The sequence below is a fragment of the Moorena sp. SIO4A5 genome, assembly GCF_010672005.1.
GTDB lineage: Bacteria > Cyanobacteriota > Cyanobacteriia > Cyanobacteriales > Coleofasciculaceae > Moorena.
On record NZ_JAAHHZ010000459.1, the window covers coordinates 1 to 3,827 of the forward strand.

General features: G+C 44.9%; 4 protein-coding genes. 2 read left to right on the plus strand and 2 right to left on the minus strand.

All coding sequences use genetic code 11. From position 1 onward, the window contains the following. Positions 1-291: 291 nt before the first annotated feature. Entirely contained in the window at positions 292-1,107 is an 816-nt protein-coding gene (locus tag F6K57_RS39150; protein WP_293074079.1) for a Uma2 family endonuclease, read from the plus strand. A 202-nt stretch (positions 1,108-1,309) separates the two neighbouring features. Here F6K57_RS39150 and F6K57_RS39155 read toward each other — a convergent pair whose 3' ends face one another. Next, positions 1,310-2,107 carry a DUF2993 domain-containing protein gene (locus tag F6K57_RS39155; protein WP_364305994.1) on the minus strand — a complete coding sequence of 266 codons (798 nt, stop codon included), beginning with the start codon at positions 2,105-2,107 and terminating at the stop codon, positions 1,310-1,312. Positions 2,108-2,956: 849 nt separating this feature from the next. On the opposite strand from F6K57_RS39155, the gene F6K57_RS39160 reads away from it, so the two are divergent. Further along, entirely contained in the window at positions 2,957-3,382 is a 426-nt protein-coding gene (locus tag F6K57_RS39160) for a hypothetical protein (protein ID WP_075895697.1), read from the plus strand. Between the two features lie 280 nt (positions 3,383-3,662). On the opposite strand, the gene F6K57_RS39165 is transcribed toward F6K57_RS39160, so the two are convergent. Further along, positions 3,663-3,818, minus strand: coding sequence for an AAA-like domain-containing protein (locus F6K57_RS39165; protein ID WP_293074083.1), 156 nt, complete (start codon positions 3,816-3,818; stop codon positions 3,663-3,665). Positions 3,819-3,827 lie beyond the last annotated feature (9 nt).

Here is a 3,827-nt window from a genome sequence, read left to right on the forward strand (position 1 = left end):
GTTCACATATACAACTCCAGTTTCGGGAGTCGGGAGTCGGGAGCCGGGAGTCGGGAGTCGGGAGTCGGGAATCGGGAATCGGAACAGCGTTTTTCATAACTATTAGGTGCGCTTGACCAATGAAGAATTAAATTCGCCACGGGTCGCACCTGAGGTACACAGGATTTTTCTCTTTCCTGTTCCCTGTTCCCTGTTCCCTGTTCCCTGTTTCCTGTTCCCTACTCCCTACTCCCTACTCCCTACTCCCTTGCTAAGATCAAACTCATCAGTCGGAAAAATTGAGGTAATCTCATGTCACTTGCCAAACCCTCATTTAAAAAAGTTATTCTCCCTCATCCGGCCAAAGAAACCCTGCCCACCATGTATGATTTACCCAGTGAAGATCCAGAGGAGCCGGGTTTGCCTGACGAATTTCATCTTTGGCAACCACAACTGTGTAGTGAGACATTTCGCCCCCCCAATTATGACAGCGAAAGGGTGTTTGTCGCCAGTGACTTAAATTTATATTATGACCCGAAGCATACCGCTTGGTATAAACGACCGGATTGGTTTGCCGTAGTAGGGATTTCCCGATTCTACCAGGGACAACAGCTGAGAATGAGTTATGTGATCTGGCAAGAAGAGGTCAGACCAATTGTGGCGATAGAGTTGCTCTCTGCGAGCACCAGAGATCAAGACCTCGGTTACAGTGAACGAACGGCAGAACCACCCACCAAATGGGAAGTGTACGAGCAGATTTTAGCAATTCCCTACTATGTCACCTTCGACCGAGTCAGCGATGAATTGCGAATTTTTCAGTTAGAAGGCAGCAGCTATCAACCCCAAACCATAGACAATTCTAAGTTTTGGATCCCTGAGTTGCAATTGGGTATAGGGCTATGGCTTGGTCAATATCGGGGATTAAATCGGTTGTGGCTACGTTGGTATGATCAACATGGGAATTGGATTCCCACTGAGGCAGAACGAACCGAACTTGAACGGCAACGAGCTGAACAAGAACGTCAACAGAAGGAACTGGCTCAACAACAAGCTGAACTGGCTCAACAACGAGCTCAACAACTAGCAGAACGGTTACGACAGATGGGTATTAATCCCGATGAAATTTAACCCCTGTCTGAGTGTTTCTGTAAGCTAATGCGCTACGCGCACGCTACGCCAACAGTTATCAGTTATCAGCTATCAGCTATCAGTTTATGGGCTAATTGAGGTGCTATCAGCGATTAGCGCTACGCGCACCGCTGACTGCTGACCGCTGACTGCTGACCGCTGACTGCTGACCGCTGACCGCTGACCGCTGACCGCTGACCGGTCAAGGATTATTGGGGATGTGATCGATTTGGGCGTAGCCACTGAAAACTAGCTTTTTCCCTTGGGTCTCTAGACGATTGATGCGCATAGTGACACCATCCAGGTTGAAGCGGTCTAGATCCACCATATTGTTCAAGATCTCATCGAGGGCTACTGTCAAGGTTTTAGATATCTCTTGTAACGACTCTGGTATTTCATTAGCTTGAAACTGGGAGTCTTTAAACAAAATCCGCCGTCGCCGCTCTACTCCGATGGTAGATGTCATACTAATCGGTACTATGCCGTAATTGGGTAGGTCAGCCTTAGCAAATAACCGTAGACCATTGTTCGGTTGCAGCTGAACTTGCACCTCGGTAAAGGAAACCGGAGCACCACCAGATAGTGCGGTTAACCCTGGTGTAGAAAGGTTTTCCAGCCGCTTTCTTACTAGTTGTGCTTTAAAGGATTGGTTGATGTCAGCTTCAGTCAGAATAACTTGAGCGATCGCTTGAGTAGGTTGCTTCAGAGAAATCTTACCCTGAAGCACTGAGCTGAAATCCAGAGAAACAGCATCAGTTTCAAAGGACATCTCCTCTGTGCGGAATTCCCGACGAATCACTAAACCACGACCACTCATTTTGAAGCTATCGATACTACCTTGTAGCAACTTGCTAGAGGGATAGCAGCGCACAGAAACATCTACCGATTCGCTTGTGGTAAACAGGTGGCGAATGGTCTTGCTGGCAACTGTATTGAGCAGTTGTTCACCCCAGTCGGTGCCAGAATTATTTGTACCGGTGAAGCCACCTAACATAACCATCTTGCATCCTGCGAGAGTTACTTCTACATTTGTAACAAAATGTGAAGAACTCAGCAATCGATCCTAGGTATGAAAGTTATTTGGTTATTCCCCATTGACTTTCAGTGTAGGGCAGGTTAATGAGTTATTCACCTTTAGTGTCCAGTGCAGGGTAGGTTATGTGCTTAGTTATCGGTTAATAGGCTCTAGTCTCTCAAACGTGTTAGCTCCAGAAGTCTCGGTTGTCGGGCTTTCGTTGTATTGGTTTAATTGTAGGGCTAAAGGGGTGAGAAGCCAGTCTCAACCTTTATAGCATTTGTCATAGTTATCAAGTACATTCAATTTTCTTATCCAATCTTGATGGACTCGCTCATGGAGGGGAACCCATCATGAAGGCCCTGGCTCCCCAATGGCTGCGCTGCTCCCTACTCCGAAGCTCCCTACTCCCTAACAACCAGAGCCTAAGTACCTGACCCAATTGAGAATTGCTTTATAATCCTTGACCTAATTGTTTACTTTCGTAAAATGTAGCTTAATATAATTAAGGCTTTATAATACTTGTAAAGGTTAGTCAAGAACAAAAATTAACCTAAAGTTGCGGTCTGTAACGTAATTAATGGTATTGGTATGAGTATCAATGATTATCATTGACCAATTACCCCTTACTAAACTCAGTTACAGCAAAGACTCCAGGTCAATACAGCAACCAGAGCTTTTTTTGTTCTCCTACTTTGTAAGCACCCCGCTCGCCCATAAACGAGGCAATAACACCAATAGTTAATCCCACACCTCCGCCAGCGGGTAGGACCAACGGGCTAATCTTGCCCGAATAGCTAAAAAACTCGGTTAAAAACTTCTAGGTATACGATTATGAGCGATAGCACTGTGAGCGATAGCACTGTGAGCGATAGCACTGCAATCAATGAAAACACTACCGCAGTTCAGCTAGCAGAAGCTCCAGCACAGGAAACCTCTGCCTTAGATACAATTCCCCCTTTACCTGGAAACCGTCCCATTGCTCCTAGTGAGCTTCATATTAGTGAAACACAAAGCATAATGGGACATCGACCAATTGATGCCAGTAATCTCCAGGTATTAGAAACGATGTCTGTAATGGGAGAGCGCCCCATCACCTCTAGCAACATTGAGGTACTCGGTATCATGAAGGTGTCTGGAGAGCGGCCAATTGCTGCTAGTAATCTTCATCTTGATGAAATAGAGTACATCATGGGCAAACGTCCCATCGCCCCAAATGATGTTGATGCTGATCCACAGCTGATGGGTTATTTAGATTAAATTCAATCACCCTTCGATAAGCGCGTTCGCGTAGCGTAGCCCTTCGGGCTAATCGCTCTGAGCAATTGTTTGTTCCAAAATTCCCCTGTTTCAAAACAGGGGAATTTTGCGCGTTTCTGAATAATGGAATGATTTGAATAGTTTTGTGGAACGCAATTTTTAAATTAAGAATTAAGAATTAAGAATTAAGAATTCAACATTCAACATTCAACATTCAACATTCAACATTCAACATTCAACATTATTAAAGACAACCTTAAACCTTGGCCAAAAGGCCACGCTACGCGAACAACATATCAAGGTGTTCTAAAAAATAGTGACGATATAAATTACAACATAGTGTGACTTTATTTCTCTGAACACTAACCAAACCCATACTCTGTAACTTATAGATACTGATTGGATCGAGCTCAACTCCCCTATCTGCTGTAACCACCTGTTTAAG

Coding starts and splice junctions, on each gene's coding strand:
- F6K57_RS39150 (WP_293074079.1), top strand. CDS start 292: ATGTCACTTGCCAAACCCTCATTTAAAAAAGTTATTCTCCCTCATCCG.
- F6K57_RS39155 (WP_364305994.1), bottom strand. CDS start 2,107: ATGGTTATGTTAGGTGGCTTCACCGGTACAAATAATTCTGGCACCGAC.
- F6K57_RS39160 (WP_075895697.1), top strand. CDS start 2,957: ATGAGCGATAGCACTGTGAGCGATAGCACTGTGAGCGATAGCACTGCA.